General features: G+C 70.4%; 25 protein-coding genes. 15 read left to right on the forward strand and 10 right to left on the reverse strand.

Annotation, left to right across the window (positions count from 1 at the left end; all coding sequences use genetic code 11):
• Positions 1-24: 24 nt before the first annotated feature.
• Positions 25-864 (forward strand): phosphatidate cytidylyltransferase, encoded by an 840-nt coding sequence (locus AB0C27_RS44055; protein WP_357857947.1) that lies wholly within the window; start codon positions 25-27, stop codon positions 862-864.
• 189 nt (positions 865-1,053) lie between these two features.
• Here the strand turns inward: AB0C27_RS44055 and AB0C27_RS44060 are convergent, their stop codons facing one another.
• Positions 1,054-2,073, reverse strand: a complete 1,020-nt coding sequence (locus AB0C27_RS44060; RefSeq protein ID WP_357857950.1) for a suppressor of fused domain protein — start codon at positions 2,071-2,073, stop codon at positions 1,054-1,056.
• 120 nt (positions 2,074-2,193) lie between these two features.
• On the opposite strand from AB0C27_RS44060, the gene rlmN reads away from it, so the two are divergent.
• Complete coding sequence (rlmN, locus tag AB0C27_RS44065) at positions 2,194-3,294, forward strand: 23S rRNA (adenine(2503)-C(2))-methyltransferase RlmN (protein ID WP_357857953.1); 1,101 nt, start codon at positions 2,194-2,196, stop codon at positions 3,292-3,294.
• A 135-nt stretch (positions 3,295-3,429) separates the two neighbouring features.
• Here the strand turns inward: rlmN and AB0C27_RS44070 are convergent, their stop codons facing one another.
• Both AB0C27_RS44070 and AB0C27_RS44075 read right to left on the reverse strand, forming a co-directional pair.
• Entirely contained in the window at positions 3,430-4,098 is a 669-nt protein-coding gene (locus AB0C27_RS44070) for a hypothetical protein (RefSeq protein ID WP_357857956.1), read from the reverse strand.
• Positions 4,095-4,823 carry an ATP-binding cassette domain-containing protein gene (locus AB0C27_RS44075; RefSeq protein ID WP_357857959.1) on the reverse strand — a complete coding sequence of 243 codons (729 nt, stop codon included), beginning with the start codon at positions 4,821-4,823 and terminating at the stop codon, positions 4,095-4,097. The genes AB0C27_RS44070 and AB0C27_RS44075 overlap by 4 nt, the downstream gene beginning before the upstream one ends.
• 94 nt (positions 4,824-4,917) lie before the next feature.
• On the opposite strand from AB0C27_RS44075, the gene AB0C27_RS44080 reads away from it, so the two are divergent.
• A complete protein-coding gene (locus AB0C27_RS44080; protein ID WP_346115395.1) occupies positions 4,918-5,469 on the forward strand; it encodes a DivIVA domain-containing protein in 552 nt (183 codons plus the stop codon).
• An 88-nt stretch (positions 5,470-5,557) separates the two neighbouring features.
• On the opposite strand, the gene AB0C27_RS44085 is transcribed toward AB0C27_RS44080, so the two are convergent.
• From AB0C27_RS44085 to iolC, 6 genes are all read right to left on the reverse strand, one after another.
• A complete protein-coding gene (locus AB0C27_RS44085; protein ID WP_357857962.1) occupies positions 5,558-6,214 on the reverse strand; it encodes an HAD family hydrolase in 657 nt (218 codons plus the stop codon).
• A 17-nt stretch (positions 6,215-6,231) separates the two neighbouring features.
• On the reverse strand, positions 6,232-7,266 hold the full coding sequence (locus AB0C27_RS44090; protein ID WP_357857965.1) for an AI-2E family transporter: 1,035 nt from the start codon (positions 7,264-7,266) through the stop codon (positions 6,232-6,234).
• Between the two features lie 61 nt (positions 7,267-7,327).
• Complete coding sequence (iolD, locus tag AB0C27_RS44095; RefSeq protein ID WP_357858115.1) at positions 7,328-9,172, reverse strand: 3D-(3,5/4)-trihydroxycyclohexane-1,2-dione acylhydrolase (decyclizing); 1,845 nt, start codon at positions 9,170-9,172, stop codon at positions 7,328-7,330.
• On the reverse strand, positions 9,172-10,011 hold the full coding sequence (gene iolB / locus AB0C27_RS44100) for a 5-deoxy-glucuronate isomerase (protein ID WP_357857968.1): 840 nt from the start codon (positions 10,009-10,011) through the stop codon (positions 9,172-9,174). Before iolB ends, iolD begins: the two co-directional genes overlap by 1 nt.
• Positions 10,008-10,916, reverse strand: coding sequence for a deoxyribose-phosphate aldolase (locus AB0C27_RS44105; RefSeq protein WP_357857971.1), 909 nt, complete (start codon positions 10,914-10,916; stop codon positions 10,008-10,010). The genes iolB and AB0C27_RS44105 overlap by 4 nt, the downstream gene beginning before the upstream one ends.
• A gap of 5 nt (positions 10,917-10,921) precedes the next feature.
• Positions 10,922-11,860: a 5-dehydro-2-deoxygluconokinase gene (gene iolC, locus AB0C27_RS44110; RefSeq protein WP_357857974.1), complete on the reverse strand. Its 939-nt coding sequence runs from the start codon at positions 11,858-11,860 to the stop codon at positions 10,922-10,924.
• A gap of 186 nt (positions 11,861-12,046) precedes the next feature.
• Here iolC and AB0C27_RS44115 point away from each other — a divergent pair, with 186 nt between their 5' ends.
• The 10 genes from AB0C27_RS44115 (at position 12,047) to AB0C27_RS44160 (ending at position 23,179) form a co-directional block, all read left to right on the forward strand.
• Positions 12,047-13,441: an extracellular solute-binding protein gene (locus AB0C27_RS44115; protein ID WP_357857977.1), complete on the forward strand. Its 1,395-nt coding sequence runs from the start codon at positions 12,047-12,049 to the stop codon at positions 13,439-13,441.
• Positions 13,416-14,348, forward strand: coding sequence for a sugar ABC transporter permease (locus AB0C27_RS44120; protein WP_357857980.1), 933 nt, complete (start codon positions 13,416-13,418; stop codon positions 14,346-14,348). The genes AB0C27_RS44115 and AB0C27_RS44120 overlap by 26 nt, the downstream gene beginning before the upstream one ends.
• Entirely contained in the window at positions 14,345-15,163 is an 819-nt protein-coding gene (locus tag AB0C27_RS44125) for a carbohydrate ABC transporter permease (RefSeq protein WP_346114413.1), read from the forward strand. The genes AB0C27_RS44120 and AB0C27_RS44125 overlap by 4 nt, the downstream gene beginning before the upstream one ends.
• Complete coding sequence (locus AB0C27_RS44130) at positions 15,163-16,227, forward strand: ABC transporter ATP-binding protein (protein WP_357857983.1); 1,065 nt, start codon at positions 15,163-15,165, stop codon at positions 16,225-16,227. The genes AB0C27_RS44125 and AB0C27_RS44130 overlap by 1 nt, the downstream gene beginning before the upstream one ends.
• Positions 16,224-17,402 (forward strand): CehA/McbA family metallohydrolase, encoded by a 1,179-nt coding sequence (locus tag AB0C27_RS44135; RefSeq protein WP_357857986.1) that lies wholly within the window; start codon positions 16,224-16,226, stop codon positions 17,400-17,402. Before AB0C27_RS44130 ends, AB0C27_RS44135 begins: the two co-directional genes overlap by 4 nt.
• Positions 17,393-18,286, forward strand: coding sequence for a TIM barrel protein (locus AB0C27_RS44140; protein ID WP_357857988.1), 894 nt, complete (start codon positions 17,393-17,395; stop codon positions 18,284-18,286). The genes AB0C27_RS44135 and AB0C27_RS44140 overlap by 10 nt, the downstream gene beginning before the upstream one ends.
• A complete protein-coding gene (locus AB0C27_RS44145) occupies positions 18,283-19,362 on the forward strand; it encodes a Gfo/Idh/MocA family oxidoreductase (RefSeq protein WP_357857991.1) in 1,080 nt (359 codons plus the stop codon). Before AB0C27_RS44140 ends, AB0C27_RS44145 begins: the two co-directional genes overlap by 4 nt.
• Positions 19,359-22,103, forward strand: a complete 2,745-nt coding sequence (locus tag AB0C27_RS44150) for a glycoside hydrolase family 38 C-terminal domain-containing protein (RefSeq protein ID WP_357857994.1) — start codon at positions 19,359-19,361, stop codon at positions 22,101-22,103. The genes AB0C27_RS44145 and AB0C27_RS44150 overlap by 4 nt, the downstream gene beginning before the upstream one ends.
• Before the next feature lie 354 nt (positions 22,104-22,457).
• Positions 22,458-22,904 carry a hypothetical protein gene (locus AB0C27_RS44155; protein ID WP_357857996.1) on the forward strand — a complete coding sequence of 149 codons (447 nt, stop codon included), beginning with the start codon at positions 22,458-22,460 and terminating at the stop codon, positions 22,902-22,904.
• Complete coding sequence (locus tag AB0C27_RS44160) at positions 22,901-23,179, forward strand: hypothetical protein (RefSeq protein WP_357857999.1); 279 nt, start codon at positions 22,901-22,903, stop codon at positions 23,177-23,179. The genes AB0C27_RS44155 and AB0C27_RS44160 overlap by 4 nt, the downstream gene beginning before the upstream one ends.
• A gap of 67 nt (positions 23,180-23,246) precedes the next feature.
• Here AB0C27_RS44160 and AB0C27_RS44165 read toward each other — a convergent pair whose 3' ends face one another.
• A complete protein-coding gene (locus AB0C27_RS44165) occupies positions 23,247-23,738 on the reverse strand; it encodes an Lrp/AsnC family transcriptional regulator (RefSeq protein WP_106252021.1) in 492 nt (163 codons plus the stop codon).
• A 198-nt stretch (positions 23,739-23,936) separates the two neighbouring features.
• On the opposite strand from AB0C27_RS44165, the gene AB0C27_RS44170 reads away from it, so the two are divergent.
• Positions 23,937-25,370 (forward strand): gamma-aminobutyraldehyde dehydrogenase, encoded by a 1,434-nt coding sequence (locus AB0C27_RS44170; protein ID WP_357858003.1) that lies wholly within the window; start codon positions 23,937-23,939, stop codon positions 25,368-25,370.
• 16 nt (positions 25,371-25,386) lie between these two features.
• A complete protein-coding gene (locus AB0C27_RS44175) occupies positions 25,387-26,454 on the forward strand; it encodes an ABC transporter ATP-binding protein (RefSeq protein WP_357858006.1) in 1,068 nt (355 codons plus the stop codon).
• The last annotated feature ends 3 nt before the right edge of the window (positions 26,455-26,457 follow it).

Genomic DNA, 26,457 nt, shown 5'->3' on the forward strand with positions numbered 1-26,457 from the left:
GGCCGTGGGCTCTTGGAGAACTCAGTGGAAGAACGTACGGCTGGCACCAGCTCGAGCGGCGGCAGCCGTACCGGAAGAAACCTGCCCGCGGCCATCGCCGTCGGTGTGGTGCTGGGCGCGTTGGTCATCGGCACCGTCTACACGATCAAGGAGCTGTTTCTCCTGGTGGTGGCGGGCGCTGTCGGTGTGGGCGTGCTGGAGCTGGTCAAGGCCTTCGCCACCCGTGACATCAAGGTTCCTGCCGTGCCGGTGCTGGCGGGCATGGTGGCGATGCACGCGGGGGCGTACTGGGGCGGGCCCGTCTGGTTGCTGGCCGCGTTCGCGGTGTCCGCGCTGGTGCTGCTGATCTGGCGGATGTTCAGCGACGGTACGGATGGTTACGTACGCGACGCGTCGGCCTCGGTGCTCACGCTCTTCTACCCCGCGATGCTGGCCGCTTTCGTCGCGCTGCTGCTGAAGGAGGGCGACGGCGACCACCGCGTGGTGATCTTCATCGCGGTGACCGTGGCCAGCGACATCGGGGGCTACATCGCGGGTGTGCTGTTCGGCAAGCACCAGCTGACGGTGATCAGCCCGAAGAAGACCTGGGAGGGGCTGGCCGGGTCGATCGTCGCGTGTACGGCGGTGGGCGCCTGGCTGGTGACCTGGCTGCTCGGCGGCGACATCTGGCAGGGGGCGCTGATCGGCGCGCTGGCGGCGGTGCTGGCGACCGTGGGCGACCTGATCGAGTCGATGATCAAGCGGGATCTCGGCATCAAGGACCTGGGGACGATCCTGCCAGGGCACGGTGGGTTGATGGATCGGCTGGACTCGCTGGTGACGACGCTGGTGCCGGTCTGGGCGTTGATGGCCATCTTCTTCTGACGGCGCCACATGGCACATGTCGGTGTTGTTCTGACGGCGGCGGATCTCGGCCGTCTTCTGTGATGGGGCCGGATCTCAGGTGTTCGCTGCTGACGGCGGCGTGCCTCAGCCGCCTCCCTGACGGTGGTGTGCCTCAGCCGCCTCCCTGATGGTGGCGGGGCTCAGTCGCCTTCCTGACGGTGGTGGGGCTCAGTGTTGCGGGGCTTCTGTGGGTGTGGTGGTGGGGGAGAGCCAGAGCCACCGTACGGCCTCGCCGCCGAATGCGAATCCTGACATGTCAGGCATGTGGGGTGGGTTGGCCTGCATCAAAACGCCCGAGTACTGCGGCCCGAGGGGGAACGTCGCAGGCTCGTGGTACCACTTGGCCGTGTGCCCGTGGCCCAGCCACGTGACCGAGTGCCACGGATACTGCGACAGCCAGACCAGCAGCAGCGCCGCGTCCCGAGGGTCCTCGCGGGTGGCCACGGCCAGCTCGATCCTGGCGTACGCGCCCGGCTTGTCGATCCACTGCTCCACCGTCGGCATGCGCTGGCAGCTCATCCCGACCGTGGACAGCACGGTGAAGGCGCGGTCGGCCACCGGAGGGCGTTCGGTGATGCCGACGGTCGGCAGCCGGTCACCACTGGCGTCCCAGTAGCGGCCCGCCGGCCCCAGCACCCGGTCCAGATGCCCCATCACGAACTCCTGGAACGACGGCCACGACCCCTCGCTGTGCCGCCAGCGCCAGTAGGACCTGGCGTTGGAGATCCGGGGACGCAGCCCTTCGAGCGCCTCCGACAGCGCCCACGCGAACGGTGACTCGCCCACCGCGTCGCGGGCGTATCCCGGCATGCCCCTGCTCATGTCGGCCCAGCCCGGGATGACCGCGAGCAGGTCGTCGTCCTCGTAGAGGGCCACGCCGTCACCCTCCTCGAACCACAGGGGGCTCAGCTGCCCGAGCGGGCGGCGACCTTCGGGGTGCAGGGTGTTGGGCCTGGGCATCAGCGGCGGCAGGCCGGCGTTGATCCGCGCCAGATCGACGACGGCCGGCGCGGGGCGGTGGTTGGCCAGCCAGACGGCGCCGTGGACCACACCGTCCGGAGAGCACAGGTAAGCTACCGAGGAGTCCTCGTCCCGCTCGACCACGAGCGTCCGGCTCCCGTACGGGTTGCCGGCGGCGAGCACGACCTCGGTGCCACCCTCGCCAGATGCCGACCGAAAAATCGCCATACGAGATGACTGTAGATCGGGCGGTGACCAAGACGCGAGCCATGACGTGACCAGGAATGCCACCTCCGATCCGAACGTTCATTACCCTGGTCGACAACCCCTCAAAGCAAAGGCAGCAACGTGTCCCAGCCTCCAGGCCAGCTCACCTTCGTCGCGCCGCGCCGGGCCAAGCCCGCGCGGCATCTGGCCGACCTGTCGATGGCCGACCGGCGGGCCGCGGTCACCGAGCTGGGCGAGAAGGCCTTCCGCGCCGACCAGCTCTCGCGCCACTACTTCGAGCGGTTGACCACCGACGTGGACGCGATGACCGACCTGCCCGCCGCGGCCAGGGAGCGGTTGTCGGCGCTGCTGCCCGACCTGCTCACGCCGGTCAGGGAGATGACCACCGACGGGGGCACCACGCGTAAGACGCTGTGGCGGCTGTTCGACGGGGCGCTGGTCGAGTCGGTGCTCATGCGCTATCCCGACCGGGTCACGATGTGCGTGTCGTCGCAGGCCGGATGCGGCATGAACTGTCCGTTCTGCGCCACGGGGCAGGCCGGGCTGACCCGGAACATGTCGACCGCCGAGATCGTCGAGCAGGTCGTCTCCGGGGCGCGGGCGCTGGCCGCCGGCGAGGTGCCCGGCGGGCCCGGGCGGGTCAGCAACGTCGTGTTCATGGGCATGGGCGAGCCGCTGGCCAACTACAAGCAGGTGATCGGCGCGGTCCGCCGCCTGGTGGAGCCGTCCCCGCACGGGCTCGGCATCTCGGCGCGCGGGGTGACCGTGTCCACGGTCGGGCTGGTGCCGGCGATCGGCAAGCTCGCCGACGAGGGGCTGCCGGTCACGCTGGCGCTGTCGCTGCACGCGCCCGACGACGAGCTGCGCGACACGCTGGTGCCGATCAACACGCGGTGGAAGGTGGCCGAGGTCCTCGACGCCGCCTGGGCGTACGCGGTCAGGACCAAGCGGCGGGTCTCGATCGAGTACGCGCTCATCAAGGACATCAACGACCAGGAATGGCGGGCCGACCTGCTCGGCAAGCTGGTCAAGAACAAACTGGTGCACGTCAACCTGATCCCGCTCAACCCGACCCCCGGGTCGAAGTGGACGGCCTCGCGGCCGGAGGACGAGCGGGCGTTCGTGCGGCGGCTGGAGTTCCACGGGGTTCCGGTGACGGTCAGGGACACGCGGGGGCGCGAGATCGACGGCGCCTGCGGACAGCTCGCCGCCGCCGAGTAACCACCGTGTGACGGGCAAGTTAGAGGCGCGCCGGTTTCAGACGCGCCGGTTTCGGGCGGGCTGGTTTCGGGCGGGCCGATCTGGGGTGGGCCGGTCTAAGGCGACCGGCCGAAGGGCATCGCCGGTGCGGGTGGGTCAGGTTCTGCGGCGCAGCCACGCGTACGTGCCGAGCCCGATCACACACCAGACCACCGAGATCGAGCCGAGCACAGGCAGCCGGCCGACGAGCTCGCCGGTGTTCGCGGCCTTCATCCACGAGATGAGCGGCACCGTGAGCCAATAGAGCGAAGTCGCGCTGAGCAGCAGCATCGCCAGGAAGCCGAGCACCAGGGTCATGATCGAGAAGGCCGGCGACGGCAGGATCGCCCGGCTGGTGAGGGCGCCGAGCGCGGTGCCGGTGACGGCCGACAGCGCGTACAGCAGCAGAGACGCGGTCAGCAGGCCGGGCGACGGCGGGCCGGTGATGCCGAGCAGCAGCGCCCAGACCATGGCCAGCGCCGAGAAGAAGGCGGTCGCGGCGAACGCGGCGAGCAGCCCGGCGGTCACTTCCTTGCCCCGCCCGCCGGCCTGCACCGCCGACATCTCGCGCTGCCGGTCGGGCTCGGTATCGAGCAGGCTCCTGGCCGCCCAGGCCAGGATGGGGATGACGAGTACGGCGCCGTCCGTGAGAACGGACGCCTCCTCGCCTCTCGGCGCCCGGTTGCCGTGCACGATCGCCAGCATGGCCAGCATGAGGAGCAGCGCCTGGTACACCCGGTGCGAGCGCACATAGGCCGACAGCCGGAAGACGGCCAGGGGGATCATCGGATCTCCTCGATCTCACGGGCCGGATAGCCCTGCTCGCGCAGACCGGCCAGGAACCGCGGCAGCTCGTCGAGGGGCACGGTGACGGCCACCGTCGTCTGGACGCGTTCCACGGGCTCCGAGGGAGCCTCCACGCTCTCCTTGACCTGGCCGTCCAGCACGGACCAGTGACGCAGCCCGTGCAGGCCGCGCAGCCCGCCCTGGTGATCGCTGGCGATGACGATGCCGCCGCGGGCCGCCACCTCGGTCGCGATCGAGGGCAGGGCCGAGCGCGTGCCGGCGTCCAGGCCGGCGAACGGCTCGTCCAGGATCAGCAGGCTCGGCTCGGCCATCAGCGCCTGGACCAGGCCCACCTTGTGCGCGCTGCCCTTCGACAGGTCGGGGAGCCGGGTGTCGAGCAGCATGCCCATGTTCAGGCGCTCGGCCCAGGGCTCCCAGCGGGCGCGGCCGCGTACGCGGGACATGTGCCGCAGATACTGGGTGACCGTGAACGGCTGGTCGGTGGGGAACCGGTCGGGGGCGAAGCCGACGACCGCAGGGCGGCCGGAAACGGTGCCTTTCGTGGGCCTGGCCAGGCCCGCCAGCAGGCGGAGCAGGGTGGACTTGCCCGCTCCGTTCACGCCGGTCAGCTCGATCAGGTCGCCGGGGGCGAGGTCGGCGTCGACGTCTTCGATGACGAAAGGTTCACGCCTTCGGTAACGGAAAGAGACCCGGGATAGACGCATGATCCTGTAACGGTATAGGTCGGGTCGCAGGGCCGGGATAAAGGTCCGACAATAGAGGCGGCACCCCAGCATCACGTCTCAAGAGGAGAGAGGCTTGAACCGCTTTCCACGCGTCATCGGCATGCGTTCAGGCTATGACCCCGTCGAGGTGGACGCCCTGATCGGGCGGATCGAGTCGACCTTGGGCAGAGGCTCGCACGCTTTGGAGCCCGTCACCGCCGACGAGGTGCGCGGCGCGACGTTCCGCGCCAAGCGAGGCGGCTACCAGGAGACCGCGGTCGACTTCGCCCTTGAGGCGTTCGTGGTGGCCCTGGAGACCCAGGCCAAGCGGCCCGTACGGCTGGCCATGGCCGAGCCCACCGGCGAGATGCTCCGCGAGGAGTGGTTCGAGACGCAGGCCGCGCGGGTCGAGCGCGTGGCCTTCCGGGCCGGTCGCATGGGCACCGGCTACAACGAGGACGAGATCGACGCCTTCCTCGACCGGATCGTGGCCACGCTGCGCGGCACGACCGACTTCCCGGTGACGGCCAAGGAGGTGCGGGCGGCGAAGTTCTCGACCGTGCTGTTCAGGTCGGGCTACCTCATCGCGGACGTCGACTCCTTCCTCGCGGGCATCGCCGACGTCCTGGAACAGCGCCGCACCTGAGCCGTCCCGGCGGCGTGAGCACGCGCTTTCGACCAGCTCCGGGGCGTGGCGGGTTCGCGCGCTTTCGACCGGTTCAGGCGCGGCGGGTTCAGGTGCTTTCCAGCGCTTCGACCGCTTCGAGGAGGCCGCGCAGGTCGGGCTGGGCGCGCTGGATGATCGTCTCGTCGTCCGGCCGCTGCCCCTGCCGGTTGATCCAGACGCGCGGCAGCCCCAGCCGATGCGCGGGCACCATGTCGTGGAAGTAGCTCTGCGCCACGTGCACCCAGACCTCCGGCTCGTACGCGCTCCCGAACGCCTCGAAGTGCGCCGTGGCCGGCTTGTAGGCCCCCACGTCCTCGGCCGTCACCGCCGCCTCGACCGGCACCGGCAGCCGCCGCCGCGTCTCGGCGATCAGGTCGCGGTCGCAGTTGGTGAGCAGCCCCAGCCGCCACCCGGCCGCGCGCAGCGCCGACAGCTCGGCCCCGGTCTCGGGGAACACCGGCCAGTACGGCAGCGTCGCGGCCAGCACGGAGGCGTCGTCCGCGGCCAGTTCGACCTTCTCCTCCGCGCACGCCCGGCGCAGCGCCTCGGCCGTCAGCAGGCGGTAACGCATCGCGGGCGACTCGCTCTGGACGTCGCGTTCGTGCCTGATGTACGCCTCCAGCACCTCCGCCCCCTTACCGGGAGCGACCAGCTCGACGCTGGTATGGATGCCGTGCCGCCAGTCGACCAGTGTTCCGAAGACGTCGAACGTTACCCATCGCATGAATCCCATCATGACGGTCACGACGGCCCCTGTGGCGAGCCACGCGGACGTACGAGGACGGAAGGAGCCGGTACGGCCCGGGTGCGGTGGACGAGGGCGACGGCGACGGAGGTCACTGGAGCGGCCAGGAACGCGCCCGTGATGCCGGCGACCACGCTGCCCACCGCGATCGCCACCAGGATGACCGCGCCCGGCAGGTCGAGCGCCTTGCCGTAGATCTGCGGCGCCAGCACGTGCCCCTCGATCTGCTGCACCGCCACGGTCACGGCCACCACGATCAGCGCCACCAGCACGCCCTTGGCCACGAGCGCCACCACGGCGGCCAGCAGCCCGGCCAGGAACGCCCCCACCACCGGCAGGAACGCGCCCACGAACGTCAGCACCGCCAGCGGCAGCGCGAGCGGCACCCCGAGGATCCACAGCGCGATCCCGATGAAGAATCCGTCCACGGCCCCCACGACGGCGATGCCGCGGATGTAGCGGCCGATCACCGAGTAGATCAGGTGGCCGGTCTCGGCCAGGCGCGGCCTGGCGGCGGCGGGGGCGAGCTGGAGCAGCCAGTGGAAGAGCCGGTCGCCGCCGTGCACGAAGTAGATGGACAGGATCACCGCCAGCACGGCCCCGATGACGATCTCGCCCGCCGTCTTCACCCCGGCCAGGGCGCCGCTGGTGACCTGGCGGCCCTGCGCGGCCAGGTAGTCGCGCGCCTGGCCGAGCAGTTGCCGGTCGTCGAGCCCGAGCCTGACGGACAGGCGGTGCAGGTCGTCGAGCACCCTGCCGAGGCTGTCACCCAGCTCCGACAGGCTGTCGATCGTGGGCGGCCCCAGCAGCGCGCCCAGGCCGCCCGCCAGCAGCAGGCCGCCGGCGAAGACGATCGTGGTGGCGAGGGCTCCGCCCAGGCCGCGGGAGCGGAGCCAGCGGGCGGGCGGGCGGAGCAGGGCGGTGAGGAAGACGCCGATGACGATCGAGATGGCCACCGTGCGCACGTGGTAGAGGCAGAAGAGGACCACCGCGATGACCGCGAACCAACCGAGCAGCCGCCACGGCCCCATCCCCTGCCCCCCATCGTGCCTGGTCAGAGGAGTTCCCCCAGGTCAACGGGGGCAATCCTGCTCAGCCGGGCGGGGCCAGGTGCGAGCGCTGGGACTGCTTGCTGGCCTCGTACGTCTCCCGCGCCGCGTAGGTGGCGCTGGTCGTGCCCACCTGTGCCACGGGTACGTCCCACCACGCTTCGGAGGAGGGCACGTCGTCGGCCATCCGGTCGGTGCGGACGTAGACGACCGTAGTCTCCGTGGCCGAACGTGCGTCGTCGAGCGCCTTGCGCAGGTCGGCGACCGACTCGGGACGCAGCACGGTGGCGCCGAGGCTGGCCGCGTTGGCCGCCAGGTCCACCGGCAGCGGGGCGCCGTCGTGCCGCTGGTAGGCGGTGCCGAGCCGCTCGGCGCCCACGCTCTCCGACAGACGCCCGATGGAGGCGAAGCCGGAGTTGTCGACCAGGACCACGACGAGCTTGACGCCCTCGGAGACGGCGGTGACGAGCTCCTGGGCCATCATCAGGTAGGAGCCGTCGCCCACCAGCACGAACACCTCGCGCTCCGGCCTGGCCATCTTCACGCCGAGGCCGCCGGCGATCTCGTAGCCCATGCAGGAGTACCCGTATTCGACGTGGTAGGCGCCCGGGCCGCTGGGCCGCCAGAGTTTGTGCAGGTCGCCCGGCATCGAGCCGGCCGCGCACACCACCACGCCGTCGTCGCCCGCCGCCGCGTTGACCGCACCGATCACGGCGGACTGCGGGATGGGGGTGCCCTCCAGCGCGTACGCCCGGTCCACGGCGGAGTCCCAGACCCGGGTCAGCTCGGTGGCCCGCCCCCGGTAGGCCGCCGGCGTGCTCCAGCCCGCGCACGCCTCGGCCAGGTCGGCCAGCCCCTCGCGGGCGTCGGCGACCAGTTGCAGGCCTGACAGCTTGGCGGCGTCGAAACCGGTGATGTTGAGGTTCACGAACCGGGCGGAAGGGGCGAAGATCGTCCGGGAGGCGGTGGTGAAGTCGCTGTAGCGGGTGCCGACGCCGATGATCACGTCGGCCTCGCGGGCCAGCGCGTTGGCGGCCGTGGTGCCCGTCGCGCCGACGGCGCCCAGCGCGAGCGGATGACCGTGGGGCAGCGCGCCCTTGCCGGCCTGCGTCTCGGCCACGGGGACGCCGTACGCCTCGGCGAAGGCGCGCAGCTCGTCGGTGGCCTCGCTGTAGATGACCCCGCCCCCGGCCACGATGACCGGCCGCTCGGCCGTCTTGATCAGCTCGGCGGCCCGTGCCAGCGCCGCGCGCTCGGGGCGCGGCCTGGGGATGTGCCAGACGCGGTCGGCGAACAGCTCGTCGGGCCAGTCCCACGCCTCGGCCTGCACGTCCTGCGGCAGCGCCAGCGTCACCGCGCCGGTCTCGGCCGGGTCGGTGAGCACCCGCATGGCGGCCAGCAGCGCGGACGGCAGCTGCTCGGGGCGGTTGATCCGATCCCAGAAGCGGGAGACCGGCTTGAAGCAGTCGTTGACCGAGATGTCGTAGGAGCGCTGGTCCTCCAGCTCCTGCAGCACCGGACTGGCGACGCGGGTGGAGAAGATGTCGCCGGGCAGCAGCAGCACGGGCAGGCGGTTGATGGTCGCCCCGGCCGCGCCGGTGATCATGTTGGTGGCGCCGGGGCCGATGGAGGTGGTGCAGGCCAGGGTGGCCAGCCGGTTGCTCGCGCGGGCGTAGGCGGCGGCGGTGTGGACCATCGCCTGCTCGTTGCGGCTGAGGTGGTAGGGCAGGTCCTCGGTGGAGGTGGCCAGCGCCTGGCCGAGGCCGGCCACGTTGCCGTGGCCGAAGATGCCGACGCAGCCGCCGAAGAACCGGTGCTCCACGCCGTCGCGCTCGCTCCACTGGTGGGCCAGGAAGCGCACGACGGCCTGCGCGACGGTCAGCCGGATCACGATGTCCTCCCGAAGGGCAGCCTGGGATCGATGGGCTGAGCCTCCCAGGACGAGCGGATCCAGGCGTGGCGGGGATCGTCGCAGAACGCCATCGAACGCTGCTCCCCTGGGCCCGCCAGGACGTTGAGGTAGTAGAGGTCGTAGCCGGGCGCGGCCATGGAGGGGCCGTGGTAGCCGTACGGGACGAGCACCACGTCACCGGAGGAGACCTCGGCGAGGGTGTCGATCTGGCCGCGCTCGGAGGCGTAGACGCGCTGGTAGCCGATGCCCTGGTCGCCGACCTCGAAGTAGTAGATCTCCTCCAGCACGGCCTCGCCGGGGTTGGGGGTGTCGTGCTTGTGCGGCGGATAGGAGGACCAGTTGCCGTCGGGGGTGAGCACCTCGACGGCCATGAGCTTGTCGCAGTCGAAGGCGTCGGGGCTGCAGAAGTTGTTGACCTGGCGGCTGGCCCGGCCCGCGCCCCTGAACTCGACGGAGACCTCGGCGGCGGCCACGTAGCGAGGGGGCAGCGCCCGGGTGGCGCGGGCGGAGGGGAACGCGATGCGTCCCGCCCCCTGCACGGTCACTTCCGTAGAAATCGGGATATAGGCGAAATCGGAGGGGCCGTCGAAGACCGAGGCGCGGCCCGTCAGCACGAACGTGTCGTCCGGCAGGGTGACCGTGCACGAGCCGGACAGCGGCAGGACGAGCATCTCCTCCTCGCCGGTGTCGAACGTGACCGGGGCCTCGCTCAGATCCGCGACCCGCAGCCCCGAGTAGGTCCAGCCCGCCAGCGACGGGGTGATCTCCACCGACCAGGGACCGTCGGCGGTCTTGCCGTAGGGAAGATAGGTCATGCGCCAGCCTCTCGCACCAGGGTCGCGGCGCCGTCCACCGCGGTCGCCACGTCGTCGTCCGGAGGGTAGAGCAGGGCCCGCCCCACGACGAGGCCGCGCACGCCGGGCAGGCTCAGCGCCCGGTGCCAGTCGGCGTAGGCGGCGTCGATGTCGGGCGGGTCGCCGCCGAGGAGCAGCGCGGGCAGCGTGGTCGCGGCCATCACCCGCTCCATCTCGGCCACGGCGGGGATCTTCAGCCAGGTGTAGGCGGAGGTCACGCCGAGGGCCTGGGCGATGCTGATGGCCCGGATCACGGCCTCGGGAGACAGGTCGTTGCGTACGACGCCGGACTCCGTGCGCAGCGACCAGAACGGCTCCACCATGGCCACCAGCCGCCTGCGGGCCAGGCCGGTGACCGCCTTGGCGCACGACTCCAGGGTGGCCACGGTCGCGTGGTCGGAGGGGTCGATGCGGCACAACATCTTGCCGCCGTCGAGCCGCATGGTGTCGATCGAGTCGGCGTCGAAGCCGGTGAACCGGTCGTCCATCTCGAACACCGAGCCCTGCAGGCCGCCCCGGTTCATGGAGCCGAAGGCCAGCTTGCCCTCCAGCGCGCCGAGCAGCAGCAGGTCTTCGAGGACGTCGGGGGAGGCCAGGATGCCGTCGACCCCCGGCCTGGACAGCGCCAGCCGCAGGCGGTCGAGCAGGTCGGTGCGGCTGGCCATGGCCAGCGGCCGGTCGCGCACGCCGAGCGCGCCGCGGGCCGGATGGTCGGCGGCGATGATCAGCAGCCGCTCGCCCTCGGCCGGCAGGCCGCGCCGCTCGCGGCGGGCCGCGGCCGCGGCGATCTCACCCGGCCGGGTGGCGCGGATATGGGTCAGCCGCTCGTAATCTGTCGGCCCCGCGGCGGTCACGGACAACGTCATGTCGCTCAAGATCCGGCCCCGTTCAGCAGATCCTCCACCTCGGCGGTCGTCGGCATGGCGTCGGCGCAGGCCAGGCGGGCCGCGACGAAGGCGCCGGCCGCGTTGGCGAAGCGCAGGGTGCGCTCCAGCGGCCAGCCGCGCAGCAGCCCGAGGCAGATGGCTCCGCCGAACGCGTCTCCCGCGCCGATCCCGTTGACCACCTTCACCTCCATGGGCTCCACCAGTGCGCTCTCCTCAGAGGTACGCGCGAAAACCCCTTCGGGGCCCATTTTCACGATCGCGACGCGTACGCCGGCGTCCAGCAGCGCCTGCGCGGCCGCCTCAGGATCGCGGACGCCGACCGCGACCTCGACCTCTTCCAGATTGCCCACCGCCACGTTGACCTGCGGCAGCACCCGGCGCGCCGCCTCGTGGGCGGCCTCACGCGACTCCCACAGCGTGGCCCGGTAGTCGAGGTCGAACACCGTCCATCCGGACGTGCGCGCCGACAGCGCGGCGGCGTGGGCGGCGGCGCTCGGCTCCTGGCTCAGCCCGGTCAGCGAGAACCAGAACAGCTCGGTCGCGCGGATCGCGTCGAGGTCGAGCATGTCAGGGGAGATCTGCAGGTCGGGCGGATGCTCGCCGCGATAGAAGTAGATGGGGAAGTGGTCGGGCGGGAAGATCTCGCAGAACGTCACGGGCGTCGGACGGCCTTCGACGGTGTGCACGAAGGCGTCGTCCACGCCGAAGCCGCGGATGGCCCGGCGCACGTAGTCTCCGAACGGATCCGCTCCGACTCCGGTGATCACCGCCGGTCTGAGCCCGTGGCGGGCCGCGGCGACGGCCACGTTGGTGGGGCTGCCGCCGAGGAACTTCCCGAAGGTCTCGACGTCGGCGAGGCCGACGCCGGTCTGGAGCGGATAGACGTCGACGCCGCTGCGCCCGAACGTGATCAAGTCGTACAACGCACCTCCAGAGGGGCCGAGCTGTGAGGGGCCACTATGGCATATTGTCATGACATTCGGATGTCCGCTATGTTGCCTGGTGTCCCCAGCCTGGGGGCTTAATGGGTAGGTCTTTACGTCATATGTATGTCATGACATATTTGACCTTCTGGCTTCCTCCCCAAAAGCACACGTCGGAGGGTTTGCATGGCTCTGCGGAAACGGTCGGTAGGTGTGGTCGCGGTCATCGCCGCAGCCGGTCTGGGGCTCGCCGCCTGCGGCCAGTCGTCGTCGTCCGGGGGAGGCGGTGACACGATCGAGCTGTCGATCGCCCAGAACGCCATCCAGGGCGGCAAGAACGAGGCGGCGGCGAAGTTCATCGCCGACTGGGTCATCCCCAAGTTCCAAGAGGCCCAGAAGGCCAAGGGCAAGGACGTCACGGTCAAGTTCGTTCCCAGCGGCGTCGACGACGAGCAGTACAAGACCAAGCTCTCCCTGGACCTCAAGTCCGGCAAGGGCGCGGACGTGATCGACATCGACAGCATCTGGGCCGGCGAGTTCGCCGAGGCCGGCTACATCAAGCCGCTGTCGGACGTGGCAGGGGCCGAGGCCGACAGCTGGGACGGCTGGTCGCAGATCCCCGAGGCGGTACAGGGGATGGCCCAGTTCAACGGCAAGCGGTACGCCCTGCCCGTCGGCACCGACGGCCGCGTCCTCTACTTCAACAAGACCCTGTTCGCCAAGGCAGGATTGCCCGCCGACTGGCAGCCGAAGAGCTGGCAGGAGGTCCTCGACGCCGGCACGAAGCTCAAGTCGTCCGGCGTGCCCGTGCCGATCCAGATCAACGCCGGCACCGCCATGGGCGAGGCCACCTCCATGCAGGGCGTGCTGCCGCTGCTCGCCGGCGCGGGCGGACAGGTGCAGCAGGACGGTAAGTGGAGCGGCGCCTCCCAGCCGCTCAAGGACGCGCTCGGCCTCTACCAGAAGATCTACGGCGGCGGCCTCGGCGACCCCAAGCTCCAGCAGGAGGCCAAGGGCCGCGACAAGTCGTTCCAGCAGTTCGCCGACGGCAAGATCGGCATCCTGATGGAGGGCGACTACTTCTGGCGCGGCGTGGTCAACCCCAAGACGGGCGTGGCCAAGATGGCCGACCGCGACCAGGTCGTCGGATACGCCATGATCCCGGCCATGGAGCCCGGCAAGGGCATCCGCGGCCAGGACTTCGTCAGCATGTCCGGTGGCGCGCTGCGTACGGTCAACCCCAACACCAAGCACCCGAAGGAGGCCTTCGAGCTGCTGACCTTCATGCTCTCGCCGGAGGCGCTGAAGGAGGAGACCAAGGACGGCAACGTGCGCATCACGCCGCGCACCGACGTCAACAAGGAGATCCTCGCCGGTGAGCCGCTGCTGACGTTCATCTCGGAGAAGGTGCTGCCGCTGACGGCCTACCGGCCGCCGGTCGCCGCCTACCCGCAGGTGTCGGTGGCGCTGCAGGAGGCGACCGCCGCGGTCGTCGGCGGAACCGCCCCCGACCAGGCGGCGGCCGACTACCAGAAGAAGCTCGAAGGAATCGTCGGTGGCGCAGGCAACATCGCCTCCTGAGACGCGGCCGGAGGACGAGGCCCAGGCCCCCCGCTACAGCTCTGACGCGGCGGGCCTGGGCAAGGCGCGGGCCGGCATCTTCGCGGCGCCGGCCCTGCTGCTCATCGCGGTCTTCCTCGTCTTCCCCGCTCTCTGGGTGCTCTATCTCGGACTGACCAACTACCGCCTGACCGGCACCGCGGCCGCCGAGCCGCAGTTCGTCGGCCTGGACAATCTGCTCGACGCGGTCTCCAACCCCACGTTCTGGAGCTCTACCTGGCTGACCGTGCAGTTCGTGCTCGGCTCGGCCGTCATCGGGCAGGTCGGACTCGGCTTCGCCATCGCCTGGCTGCTGCGCGACCGGCGTGGCCCGCTCAAGCGCGTGGTGGAGGGCCTGGTCATCCTGGCCTGGATCCTGCCCAGCGCGATCGTGTCGTTCCTGTGGGTGGCGCTGCTCGACCGCGACGGCGGCACGCTCAACGCGCTGCTCGGGCTGCCCGGCTTCGCCTGGCTGCTCGACCATCCGATGCTGTCGATCATCGTGTTCAACACGTGGCGCGGCACGGCCTTCTCGATGATGTTGTACGGCGCCGCCCTCGGCAACGTGCCCCCCTCCCACCTGGAGAGCGCCCGCCTGGCCGGCGCCTCCGGCTGGCAGCAGCTCAGGGACGTGGTCTTCCCGCACATCAGGGGCCACATCCTGACCAACCTGCTGCTGATCAGCCTGTGGACGTTCAACGACTTCACCCCGTTCCTGCTCACCGCGGGCGGCCCCGACGGCAAGTCCGAGGTGCTGGCCGTGCACGTGTACAAGGTGGCGCTGCAGAGCGGCGAACTCGGCTACGGCGCCGCCGTCTCCACGATCATCCTGCTGATCAACCTGGTCGTGGCGGTGTTCTACCTGCGGCTGCTGCGGAGCAAGAAATGACGCGTTTCGTCCTGGGCCGGATCGGGTTCTACACGCTGATCGCGGTGCTGCTGGCCTTCTTCACCGTGCCGCTGCTGTGGCTGGTGACGGCGCCGTTCACCTCGGACCCCACGTACGAGGTGCGGGTGCCGGACTTCACCTGGGACAACTTCACCGCGGTGCTGGAGCACCCGTACGCGCTGCCGTCGCTGTGGAACTCGGTCGTCCTGTCGGCCGGCACCGCCGTGCTCGTCGTGATCTTCGCGGCGCTGGCCGCGTACGCGCTCAGCCGGGTGCGGCTGCCGGGCCGCGACGCGCTGCTGTACGCGTTGCTGCTGCTGTCGTCGATCATCACCGGGACGGCGGCGATGGTGCCGCTGTTCCAGCTCGCGGTGGAGCTGAACCTGATCGACTCCCAGTTCGGGCTGATCCTCATCCTCACCGGCGGGCTGCTGCCGGCGGCGATCTTCATGCTCAAGGACTTCATGGACTCCACGCCGAAGTCGTACGAGGAGTCGGCCCGGGTGTTCGGGGCCTCGCCGCTGCAGATCGTGCGGGACGTGGTGGTGCCGCTGGTGCGGCCCGGCCTCGCGACCATCGCCGTCTGGGCCGTGGCCAACGTGTGGGGCAACTTCCTGATGCCGTACCTGCTGCTGAGCGACGTGGAGAAGCAGCCGGCCGCGGTGATCACGTACACGCTCTACACCGAGGGCGGGCAGGCCAACCTCAGCATGCTGTCCACCTTCGGGCTGCTCTACTCGATCCCGGTGGTGCTCATGTACCTGTTCGTCAGCAAGAAGTACGGCTTCCGCTTCCACGGAGGGATCAAGCGTTAATGGCCGCCATCGAACTACGCGGGCTGACCAAGGTCTACCCCGGCGGGGTCAGAGCGCTCGACGCGCTCGACCTGGCCATCCCCGACGGCGAGTTCTTCGCCCTGCTCGGCCCCTCCGGCTGCGGCAAGACCACGCTGCTGCGCACGATCGCGGGCCTGGAGACCGCCACCGGCGGCGCCGTGGTCATCGGCGACCGGGACGTGACGGGGGTGCAGCCGGGCGCCAGGGACGTGGCCATGGTGTTCCAGGACTACGCGCTCTTCCCGCACATGGACGTCACGGACAACATCGCCTACCCGCTGCGGATCAAGAAGGTCTCCAAGAACGACCGCCGCGACAAGGCCGCCGAGGTGGGAGCGCGACTCGGGCTCGAACACCTCATGGACCGGCGCCCCGGGCAACTGTCCGGCGGCCAGCAGCAGCGGGTCGCGCTGGCCCGGGTGATGGCCACGCAGGCGCAGGCGTTCCTGTTCGACGAGCCGCTGTCCAACCTGGACGCGCGGCTGCGGCTGGAGGCACGCACGTTTCTCAAGAAACTGCAGCGGGAGCTGGGCGTCACCACCGTCTTCGTCACCCACGACCAGGCCGAGGCCCTGGCCATGGCCGACCGGATGGCGGTCATGGAATCGGGGCACATCCGGCAGATCGGCACGCCGGCCGAGGTGTTCCAGCGGCCGGCCAACACCTTCGTGGCGAGCTTCATCGGCTCCACGCCGATGAACCTCCTGGACGGCGTCGTACGAGGTGACACGCTGGAGGTGGCGGGCTGCAAGGTCGCGGTCCCGGCCGCGGCGGAGGGACGGCTGTCCGACGGAGGGAAGATCGTGTACGGCGTGCGTCCCGAGTACATGACGTACTCGGCCGAGCCCGCTGACGGGGCGTTCGGCGGGAAGGTGGCCATCGTGGAGAACCTGGGCGCCTCCCACCTGGTGACCCTCGACGTCAACGACGTGAACGTGCAGGCCGTCGTCCCTGAGGGCAGCGAGCCCGCCGTGGGCGACGACGGCTACGCGGTGCCCAGGCGCGACCGCGCCCTCGTCTACCTGGACGGAGAACTGGTGTGAGAGGCCACTGGACACTGGACGACCGGCTGGAGCGCATCCTGCGCGAGGTGCCGTTCGAGGTGCCGGCCGGGACCGCCTCCGTGCACGTGAAGCTGTCGTACGACAGGTCGCAAGGCGTGCTCGACCTCGGCTGCGACGCGCCGGACGGCTATCGCGGCTGGTCGGGCGGCGCCCGCGACGAGTACACGATCACCCGCGACTGGGCCACCCCCGGCTACCTGCCGGGCGAGCCCGAGGCGGGCACGTGGCACGTCTGGCTGCGCCTGCACCGGATCCCGCCGCAGGGGCTGGACTACACGCTGGAGATCACGACCGAGCGCGTCGCCCCGCCCGAGCCCGTGGCCGAGGAGCCGCCGCACGGCGAGCGCCCGCCCCGCAGGGACATCCCCGCCGTGGACGGCCTGCGCTGGTACGCCGGCGACTTCCACGCCCACACCCTGCACAGCGACGGCAGCCTGACCATCCCCGAGCTGGCCGAACTGGCCCACGGGCGCGGCCTCGACTTCCTGGCCGTCACCGACCACAACACGGTCAGCCACCACCCCTGGCTGGCCAAGACCGGCCGCGACATCACGCTCATCCCCGGCCAGGAGGTCACCACCGACCGCGGCCACGCCAACGTGTTCGGCGACGTCGGCTGGGTCGACTTCAGAAAGGCCCCCGACTCCTGGCTCGACCACGCCGAGCGCGCGGGCGGCCTCATGTCGATCAACCATCCGCTCGGCGGCGACTGCGCCTGGCTGCAGCCGCTAGAGCGCCGCCCCCCGATCGCCGAGGTGTGGCACTCCGGCTGGTGGGACCGCCGCTGGGGCGCCCCGCTGGCCTGGGCCGACGCCTGGCGCGACGACCTGATCGTGATCGGCGGCAGCGACTTCCACAAGCACGGCAACGACGGGCTGCCCGGCGCGCCCACGACCTGGGTGCTGGCCGAGGACACCGGCGCCGTGCTCGACGGCGTACGGGCCGGGCGCACCGCCGTCTCCGCCGGCCCCGACGCGCCGCTGCTGCTCAGGCTGGGCGACGAACTGCTCGCGCTCGACGCCGACGGCCTGGTGCTGGTGCGCCCCGACGGCACCCGCCAGGTGGTGCGCGGCGACCGCGCGCTGCTGCCGGCGACCGGCGGACGGCACCGGCTGGAAACCTACGAGAACGAGGTGATCGCCCTATGCGCGTGAGGAAAATCGCCAACGCCCCCGTGAGCTTCGGCGTCTTCGAGCTGAGCGACGCCCCGCCGCCGCTCACCCCCGACGAGATGGTCCGCGCGCTGGCCGACGCCGGCTACGAGGGCATCGACTCGGGCCCCATCGGCTACCTGGGCACCGGCTCCGAGCTGACCGACCGGCTGGCCGGTGCCGGGCTGCTGCTGGCCGGCGGCTGGGTGGACCTGCGTTACGAGGACGAGGACGCGTACGCGAGCGGGCTGCCCGCGCTGGAGGCGGCGCTCGACGTGTTCGCCGCCGCCCCGGCAGGAGACCTGCCGCCGCGGCCCACGCTGGCCTGCTCCAGCTCCGCCGAGCGCTTCGCCCGCCCCGGCGGGAGCGTTCCAGGACTGCCCGCCTCCGACTGGCCCGGCTACGCCGCCCGCATCCAGGAGGCCACCGACCGGTGCAGGGAGCGCGGCTTCGAGCCCGCCTTCCATCACCACCTCGGCACGTACGTCGAGACGCCGCAGGACGTCGAACGCCTGCTGGAGCTGACCGACGTGCACCTGTGCCTCGACACCGGCCACCTGCTGCTGGCCGGGGGCGACCCGGTCGAGTGCCTGCGCGCCTGGGCGGGCCGGGTCGATCATGTGCACATCAAGGACGGCGACACGAAGATCCTGGCCCAGGCCCTGGCCGACGGCGTGGACCTGCGCGAGCTCATGGGCCGCGGCGGGTTCGCCCGGCTCGGCGAGGGCGAGCTGGACCTGCCCGCCGTGGTGCGGACGCTGGACGAGATCGACTACGAGGGCTGGATCATCATCGAGCAGGACACCCTGCCCGGCCGCCGCTCGGTCGCCCAGAACATCGCCGACCAGGCGGCCAACCGTCAGATGCTGAAGGACTTGGGACTTTGAGAATCGCGCTTGTGGGGTGCGGGGCCGTCACCCAGGCGGTCTACGTACCGTTGCTGTCGCGGCGGCGTGACCTGTTCGAGGTGACCGCCGTCTGCGACCTGTCACGCACGCTCGCCGACGCCGTGGGCGACCGGCTGGGCGCCGCCGGACGATACACGTCGGTGGACGACCTGCTCGCCGCCGGCGGCTTCGAGGCCGTCGTCGTGCTGGCCTCCGGCTCGCACGGCGAGACCGTCAGGAAGGCGCTGGCCGCCGGCTACGCCGTGCTCTGCGAGAAGCCGCTCGCGCTGACCAGGGCCGAGGTGGCCGCGCTGCCCGAAGGGCGGTTGATGGTCGGCTACATGAAGCAGTACGACCCCGCCGTACGCCGGGCCGAGGAGGCGCTGGCCGCGCTCGGCGGCCCCGAGGCGATCCGCGCGGTCGAGGTCACCGTGCTGCACCCGAGCGGGGAGTCGCAGCTCGCCTTCGCGAACCTGGCCCAGGCCCGCGACGTCGACCCCGGACTGCTCGCCTCCCTGCGGGCGGCCGAGCACGATCTGGTGTCGAAGGCGCTCGGCGAGGCGGCCCCCGAATCGGTCAGGAACCTGTACGGGGTGGCGCTCGGCTCCATCTGCCACGATCTGTCGCTCCTGCGCCGGTTCACCGGCTCGCCCCAGGAGATCTCGTACGTCGAGACGTGGGGCGCCGCCCCCGGCTCCATCGAGATCTCGGGGCCGCTGCCGGTCCGGGGCAGGTTCTCCCTGCGCTGGCACTACCTGGAGGACTATCCCGCCTACCGCGAGACCGTGGCGATCCATCACGATCGCGGCTCGCTCGAACTGGTCTTCCCCTCGCCGTACCTGATGAACGCGCCGACCACGCTGACCGTGGTGTCCGACGCGGAGAGCCGGGCACATTGGCGCGAAGTGACTGAGGCGTTCGAAGTACAGCTCGCGGCCTTTCATGCTTACGTGAACGATGGCAAGCCGCCCCTCACCGACGCGGGCGGCGGGCTCGAGGACATCGTCACGGCGCAGCGGATCGCGGCCCGCTACGCCCTGCAGCATGATCTGCCCATTGGAGGGGAGGCAGCGTGAGCAAGGAGATCGTCGTCGTACCGCACACGCACTGGGACCGGGAGTGGTACGAACCCTTCCAGCGCTTCCGGCTGCGCCTGGTCGCGCTGCTGGACGAGGTGCTCGACACGATGGAACGCGAGCCCGCCTACCACTTCACCCTCGACGGGCAGCTCGCCTGCGTGGACGACTACCTGGAGGTGCGCCCGGAGAACCGCGACCGCCTGGCCGCCCTGGTCGAGTCGGGGCGGCTGGCCGTGGGGCCGTGGCAGATCCTGCTCGACGAGTTCCTGTGCTCGGGCGAGAACATCATCCGCAACCTGGAGCTGGGCATGGCCAGGGCGGACAAGCTCGGCGGCGCCATGCCGGTCGGCTACCTGCCGGACATGTTCGGCCACACCGCCCAGATGCCGCAGATCCTGCGCAAGGCCGGGCTGCTGCACGCCTGCGTCTACCGCGGCGTCCCGTCCTCCGTCACCACCGACGCCTTCGCCTGGGTCGCCCCCGACGGCACCGCGCTGCGCACCCAGTACCTTCCCGCGGGCGGCTACGGCAACGGCGCCCACCTGTTCTCCGACACCGAGGGGCTGAAGGAGCGGGCGGCGTCCTTCGTCACGACCATGCGCGAATGGCACGGTCCCGAGGGCTCGCTGCTCGCCATGTACGGCACCGACCACTCCGCCCCCGTACGCGGGCTGCCGGACATGGTCACCGCCATCGACGCCCGCATGGACACCCTGTCCGGCTACATCGGCGCGTACAGCGGTGACGTCGAGGGCCTGCCCGAGGTGCACGGCGAGCTGCGCTCCCACGCCAGGGCCAACATCCTGCCCGGCGTCATCTCCATCCGCGCCCACGTCAAGCAGGCCATGGGCCGGGCCGAGCGGATGGTCGAGCGCTACGCCGAGCCGCTGGCCGCCCTCTGGGGCGAGGAGTGGCCAGGCCGCTTCCTCGACATGGCGTGGTGGCGGCTGGTGGACGCCAGCGGCCACGACTCCGTGACCGGCTGCGGCGTCGACGAGACCGCCCAGCAGGTCGCCGCCCGCATCGCCGAGGCCGAGCACCTCGGCCAGGCCGTGCGCGACATGGTGACCGCCCGGCTCGCGCGCTCCGTCCCGTCCGACGCGGCGCTCGTCGTCAACCCGACGCCGGCCGCCCGGCAGGGCGTCGTCGTCGTGGACGTGGCGGGCACCGACCCGCTGATCGACCCGGCCGGCCGGCCCGTGCCCACGCAGCCGCTGGAGTACGCCGCCACGCTGCTGCTCGACGAGACCATGGACCCCGCCACGGCGCTGACCTTCGTCCACGGCACCGAGCTGTACGGGCAGCAGATCACCCGCTGGTCGGTCAAGGACGGGACGCTCACGTTCACGGTGGCGCGGGAGACGTCCGAGCTCGTCGACATGGACGAACTGCGCCGCTCCATCGACGGCGTGACCCGCGTCCGCATCGAGGCCGAGCCCCGGCGCACGGTCGCGGCCCTGGTCGGGGTCCCCCCGCTCGGCCACACGAGCGTCCGCCCCGCTCCCCGCGACCAGGTCTACGGCCCGCCCAGCGACCCCGAGGGCCGCAGCCTGCGCGAGCACCACCCGGCCTGCTGGCTCAGCTCCGACTCCGCGCCCCTGCCGGTGCGCGGCGACGAGGAGGTGCTGGACAACGGCCTGCTCCGGGTCATGATCGCCCGCGACGGCACGCTGACCCTGGTCGGCGAGGACGGCACCACCGTCACCGGCGCCGGACGCATCGTCAACCGCGGCGACGTGGGCGACACCTACAACTACGCGCCACCGCTGGCCGACCAGGAGGTGACGGAGGCGGAGCTGGTCGAGATCGAGTCGATCATCGCCGGGCCGCTGATCGCCGCGGTCAACGTCAAGCGCGTCTACAACTGGCCCGCCTCGGCGGAGAAGTCGCAGGAAAGCCCGGAGATCCCCGCCATCACGCGCAGCTCCAGGCTTGAGGAGATCGTCGTCAACACCCGCGTCGAACTGCGCGCCGGCGAGCCGTTCGTGCGCCTGCGGGTCGAGTTCGACAACCGCTGCGACGACCACCGCGTACGCCTGCACATCCCCCTGCCGGAGAAGGCGGCCGAGTCGCACGCCGAAGGGCAGTTCGCGGTCGTCACCCGTGGCCTCACCTCCGAGGGCGGCTGCGGCGAGGAGCCGCTGCCCACCTTCCCCGCCTCCTCCTGGGTGGCCGCGGGCGGCGTGGCCGCGCTGCTGGAGCACGTGACCGAGTACGAGGTGATCGACGGGGGCACGGAGCTGGCCCTGACGCTGCTCCGCTCGGTCGGCTACCTGTCCCGCAACCGCAACGTCCTGCGCCCCGAGCCGGCCGGGCCCCAGCTGCCGACCCCCGCCGCCCAGTCCCGCGGGCTGCGCACGGTGGAGCTGGCGCTGATGCCGTACGGACGCTCGTGGGAGGAGGTCGTGCCCGCGGCCGAGTCCTTCCGGCACGACCTGCTGGTGGTGCCCGGCCAGGGCGAGCCGTTCCTGCCGCTGCCCGAGATGGGGACCGGGGTCTCGGTGACGGGCCACGGTGTGGCGATGACCTCGCTGCGCGAGCGCGACGGCTGGCACGAGCTCCGCGTCGTCGCCCTCACCCCGAACCCCACCGAGGCCGTCATCTGCGGCGACCTGGTGGCCGCCCGGCACGCGGACCTGCGCGGCCGCCCCGGCGACCCGATCGAGATCACGGAAGGCGCGGTGCGCCTGCCTCTGGACGCCTGGGAGATCGTGACGATCCAGTTCCGCAAACTCTGAGTAATGAATCGAACGCACGTAGTAATGTAACCGTCGGGCGCGGCACGCCTCGCCTCGCCCGACCTCTCGGAGGCAGACCCCGGCGTCTGCCGCGCCGACGGCGCCATCCTGTACGGGGAGGAGAAGGAAGACAAGCTCGGCGTCATCGTCGAGACGCAGCGCGCGGAGGACGAGACCAAGCGCTATGCGTGGCTGGAATACATCGCGAACCTGCGGGCGCGCGAGAGATGCCCGGCCTGCCTGGTCGTCATCTGCCCCAAGGGCAAGATCGCGAAGTGGGCGGGCGGCGACATCCCCACCGGCCATCCAGGGCTCGTCCTGAAGCCCCTGGTCATCCATGAAGGCAACACGCCGGTGATCACGGATGCCCGCCAGGCGGCGGAGAACATCGGGCTGGCGGTCGTCTCGGTCGTCACGCAGAGCGAGCATCCGCGATTCGGTGAAATCACCGCTGCGGTACAAGCGGCGCTGGACACCATCGATCGAGAGACCGCCTATCGGTATGCTCGATACATCACCCTGTCACTGGAAGGTGACGCTCAGGAAGAATGGGGCCGAGGTATGAACACGAAGACCTATCCCTACCAGGGCGTATACGCCGAAAGCCTCAAGGCCGAGGGCAAGGTCGAAGGCAAGGCCGCGGGTAAGGCGGAGTTGGTGCTCAAGCTCCTCGACTCGCAGGGACAGGCGGTACCCGAGGATGTGCGCGAGCGCGTCATGGACTGTCGGGACGAGGCGACTCTGGACAACTGGTTCGAGCGGGCCCTCAAGGGCTCCTCGGTCGAGGAGCTCTTCCTTTGAGCGATACAAAGGTAGATCCCGAATTCAGTGCGATGGCCTATGCGTACCAAGGCGAATGGGCCGAATGCCTCCTCGCGCAGGGCAGGGCCGAGGGAATGCTCAAGGTCATAGCCGCGGATATGGCGTCGTCGGTGCTCAGGGTCCTGGGCGTGCGAGGGATCGCCGTGCCCGAAGAGGTGTACAAGCGCGTCCAGACGTGTCGCGATGTGGTGATCCTGAAGGGCTGGTTCAGGCGAGCCATGGATGCTAAATCGATGGAAGACGTTTTCGGTTAGCCGAGTCGGCTGACAGCACACCCGGATGGAGGGCGGAGAAGGGGCCGTCCTCCAGTCGAACTCGCTTCTAGCGGGTGCCCCACGAATACGTCTGCTTGCGTAGTTTCAGGTACACGAACGACTCGGTGGCGCGTACCGCCGGGATGGCGCGGATCTTGCTGAGGATCTCCAGCAGGTGGCCGTCGCCCTCGCACACCACCTCGACGATCACGTCGAAGGACCCGGCGGTGAGCACCACGTAGTCGATCTCGTCGATGGCCGACAGCTCGTCCGCCACCGACTCCAGGTCGCCCTCGCAGTTGACGCCGATCATGGCCTGGCGGGGGAAGCCCAGGGTGAGCGGGTCGGTGACGGCCACGATCTGCATCACGCCGGCGTCCTGCAGTCGCTGGACGCGCTGGCGGACGGCGGCCTCCGACAGGCCCACCGCCTTTCCGATCGCCGCGTACGGCATCCGCCCGTCGTTCTGCAGCTGCTCGATGATCTGCTTGGACAGGTCGTCGAGCACGACGGTGCCGGTGCTGGCGCTGTTTCTGCGTACGCGCGGCGGCGTCGTCATCGAGAGGATTCCTCCTACTGGTCCGGCGTTACGCGGGCGTTCCCGCTGGGTTGCCGTCCTGGTGCGACATGTTGTCAGTTCTCGGTGGTCTGTCAAGCGAATTCGTAGCAATTTGATATCTTCGCCACGAAATCCCTTGTCCGGATGCTGTCGCTCTGTCAGAGTCGCGGCATCTCAGCCACCTCATCAGGAGGGCGCATGACACCCCGTCTGCAGAACTTCATCAACGGTGAGTTCGTGGACGCCAAGAGCGGCCGGTTCTCCGACATCATCGATCCGTGCACGGGGGAGGCCTACGTCCAGGCTCCTGTCTCCGGGCCCGAGGACATCGACAGCGCCTACGCCGCCGCGGCGGCCGCGTTCGTGGCGTGGGGCGGGACCACCCCGGGTGAGCGGGCCAACCTGCTGCTCAAGGTGGCCGACGCGATCGACGCGCGAGCCGATGAGATCAACGAGGCCGAGTGCCGTAACACCGGCAAGCCACGCGCTCGCATGGCCGAGGACGAGACTCCGATCGCCGCCGACCACTTCCGCTTCTTCGCGGGCGCGGCGCGTACGCTGGAGGGCCCCACGGCGGGCGAGTTCCTGGCCGAGCACACCAGCGTGATCAGGCACGAGCCGATCGGCGTCATCGGCCAGGTCACGCCGTGGAACTACCCGATGATGATGGCGGTCTGGAAGATCGCCCCCGCGCTGGCGGCGGGCAACACGATCGTGCTCAAGCCGTCCGACACCACGCCCGTCTCCACGCTGAAGCTGGCCGAGATCATCGGCGAGGTGCTGCCGGCGGGCGTGTTCAACGTCGTCACCGGCGACCGCGAGACCGGCGCCCTGGTCGTGAGCCACCCGACGGCCGCGATGGTGGCCATCACGGGCTCGGTCGGCGCGGGCATGTCGGTCGCCAAGAGCGCCGCCGACGACCTCAAGCGGGTGCACCTGGAGCTCGGCGGCAAGGCGCCGGTCGTGGTGTTCGAGGACGTCAAGGACCTGGGCCGGGCCGCCGCCGACATCGCCACCGCCGGCCTCTACAACGCCGGCCAGGACTGCACGGCCGCCTGCCGGGTGCTCGTGCAGGAGAGCGTGCACGACGAGTTCGTGGCCGCGCTCACCGAGGCCGCGGCCGGTACGGTCACCGGCGGCCTGGACGACGAGGACGCGCTCTACGGCCCGCTCAACAACGAGAGCCAGCTCGCCAAGGTGCAGGGCTTCATCGAGCGGGTCCCCGCGCACGCCAAGGTCCTCACCGGCGGTCACCGCGTGGGCGACAAGGGCTACTTCTTCGCCCCGACCATCGTCGACGGCCTGCGCCAGGACGACGAGATGGTGCAGAACGAGGTCTTCGGCCCCGTGATCACCGTCCAGACGTTCACCGACGAGGCCGACGCGCTGGCCAAGGCCAACGACGTGAAGTACGGCCTGAGCGGCTCGGTGTGGACCTCCGACCACGGCCGCGCGATGCGCATGTCGAACCGGCTCGAATTCGGCGTGGTGTGGGTCAACACCCACATCCCGTTCGTCTCGGAGATGCCGCACGGCGGCTTCAAGCACTCCGGGTACGGCAAGGACCTGTCGGTGTTCGGCCTGCACGACTACATCCGGGTGAAGCACGTCATGCACTACATCGGCGAGTAAAAGGAAAAATCCTGGGATGACCGAGCTGAGTGCGATCGAGCTTGAAGACGTCGTCAAGGAGTACCACTCGCATGGCGAGGTCGTCCAGGCGGTCAAGGGCGTGAGCCTGGACATCCCCGAGGGGGAGTTCTTCTCCCTCCTCGGGCCGTCCGGTTGCGGCAAGACCACGACCATGCGGATGATCGCCGGTTTCGAGGCGCCGTCGAAGGGCCTGATCCGCCTGCTCGGCCAGGACGTCACGAACGTCCCGCCGAACAAGCGCGACGTCAACATGGTCTTCCAGTCCTACGCGCTCTTCCCGCACATGAGCGTCTGGGACAACGTCGCCTTCGGGCTCAAGCAGCGTAAGACGTCACAGGAGGAGGTCAAGCGGAGGGTCGGCGAGATGCTGGAGATCGTCGACCTGGCCGGCCGGGAGAAGCGCATGCCGCGTCAGATGTCCGGCGGCCAGCAGCAGCGCGTGGCCCTGGCCAGGGCGCTGGTCAACCGGCCGCGGGCGCTGCTGCTCGACGAGCCGCTCGGGGCGCTCGACCTCAAGCTGCGCCAGGCCATGCAGATCGAGCTCAAGCGCATCCAGCGCGAGGTCGGCATCACCTTCGTCTACGTCACGCACGACCAGAGCGAGGCGCTGACCATGAGCGACCGGATCGCCGTCATGAACGACGGCCTGGTCGAGCAGCTGGGCGGGCCGCACGAGATCTACGAGCGGCCCGCGACCGCCTTCGTGGCCGGCTTCATCGGCACCTCCAACCTGCTCACCGGCGCCGCGACCGCCGGTGAGCTGAAGATCGCGGGCGGCCGGGTGCTGGTGCCCGGTCACGACGGCGACGTGACGGTGACCGTACGGCCGGAGAAGATCACCATCGGCACCGAGGAGCCCGCGCGCGGATCGAGCGCCGTGCGCGGAACGGTGGCCGAAGTCGTCTATCTGGGCACCTACAACAGCTACGCCGTGCGTCTCGCCGACGGGGCCGAGATGACGGTTTTCCAGCAGAACGCGCATGACGCGACGGCGACGGCGGAGCGGGGCGACTCCGTGTGGCTGTCGTGGCAGGCGCAGCACTCGTACGTGATTGGAAGTTGACAC

The sequence above is a fragment of the Nonomuraea sp. NPDC048882 genome (assembly GCF_040649755.1).
Lineage (GTDB): Bacteria > Actinomycetota > Actinomycetes > Streptosporangiales > Streptosporangiaceae > Nonomuraea > Nonomuraea maheshkhaliensis.

Bases quoted from the DNA above. Each gene is read 5' to 3' on its own strand.
- AB0C27_RS44060 (WP_357857950.1), bottom strand. From the start codon at position 2,073: ATGGCGATTTTTCGGTCGGCATCTGGCGAGGGTGGCACCGAGGTCGTG.
- AB0C27_RS44070 (WP_357857956.1), bottom strand. From the start codon at position 4,098: ATGATCCCCCTGGCCGTCTTCCGGCTGTCGGCCTATGTGCGCTCGCAC.
- AB0C27_RS44075 (WP_357857959.1), bottom strand. From the start codon at position 4,823: ATGCGTCTATCCCGGGTCTCTTTCCGTTACCGAAGGCGTGAACCTTTC.
- AB0C27_RS44085 (WP_357857962.1), bottom strand. From the start codon at position 6,214: ATGCGATGGGTAACGTTCGACGTCTTCGGAACACTGGTCGACTGGCGG.
- AB0C27_RS44090 (WP_357857965.1), bottom strand. From the start codon at position 7,266: ATGGGGCCGTGGCGGCTGCTCGGTTGGTTCGCGGTCATCGCGGTGGTC.
- iolB (WP_357857968.1), bottom strand. From the start codon at position 10,011: ATGACCTATCTTCCCTACGGCAAGACCGCCGACGGTCCCTGGTCGGTG.
- AB0C27_RS44105 (WP_357857971.1), bottom strand. From the start codon at position 10,916: ATGACGTTGTCCGTGACCGCCGCGGGGCCGACAGATTACGAGCGGCTG.
- AB0C27_RS44115 (WP_357857977.1), top strand. From the start codon at position 12,047: ATGGCTCTGCGGAAACGGTCGGTAGGTGTGGTCGCGGTCATCGCCGCA.
- AB0C27_RS44125 (WP_346114413.1), top strand. From the start codon at position 14,345: ATGACGCGTTTCGTCCTGGGCCGGATCGGGTTCTACACGCTGATCGCG.
- AB0C27_RS44130 (WP_357857983.1), top strand. From the start codon at position 15,163: ATGGCCGCCATCGAACTACGCGGGCTGACCAAGGTCTACCCCGGCGGG.
- AB0C27_RS44140 (WP_357857988.1), top strand. From the start codon at position 17,393: ATGCGCGTGAGGAAAATCGCCAACGCCCCCGTGAGCTTCGGCGTCTTC.
- AB0C27_RS44165 (WP_106252021.1), bottom strand. From the start codon at position 23,738: ATGACGACGCCGCCGCGCGTACGCAGAAACAGCGCCAGCACCGGCACC.
- AB0C27_RS44170 (WP_357858003.1), top strand. From the start codon at position 23,937: ATGACACCCCGTCTGCAGAACTTCATCAACGGTGAGTTCGTGGACGCC.
- AB0C27_RS44175 (WP_357858006.1), top strand. From the start codon at position 25,387: ATGACCGAGCTGAGTGCGATCGAGCTTGAAGACGTCGTCAAGGAGTAC.